This is a genomic window from Cobetia sp. SIMBA_158 (assembly GCF_046566945.1).
In the GTDB taxonomy this organism is placed as follows: Bacteria; Pseudomonadota; Gammaproteobacteria; order Pseudomonadales; family Halomonadaceae; genus Cobetia; species Cobetia amphilecti.
On sequence record NZ_JAWJYL010000547.1, the window covers coordinates 1 to 262 of the forward strand.

General features: G+C 46.6%; 1 protein-coding gene. It reads right to left on the reverse strand.

Features of this window, described 5'->3' with window-relative positions:
* The coding region (locus tag R2R70_RS21030; protein WP_410979054.1) for a DUF188 domain-containing protein at positions 1 to 208 on the reverse strand (208 nt) is incomplete at its 3' end.
* Positions 209 to 262: the final 54 nt, after the last annotated feature.

Here is a 262-nt window from a genome sequence, read left to right on the forward strand (position 1 = left end):
CCAAAGGAATGTCGCTAGTGATAGCCAAGTCACCAACCTGTATCTGCTCGACGATATAATCATCAGCTTTGTCGAACCCTGATGGCACGACAGTCATAACAAGTAGGGGCGACTTGCGTAGCTTGATCGGCTGATTGGCCACAAATATAGCCATGGTCTTGGTACGTTCAGCCGTCTTAATAATCAAATCTTTGGCAATCAATGGCACCGAGTCTGCGTCCACCCATATCTGCATTATTTTTTGGCCTTCTCAGGTTTTGCT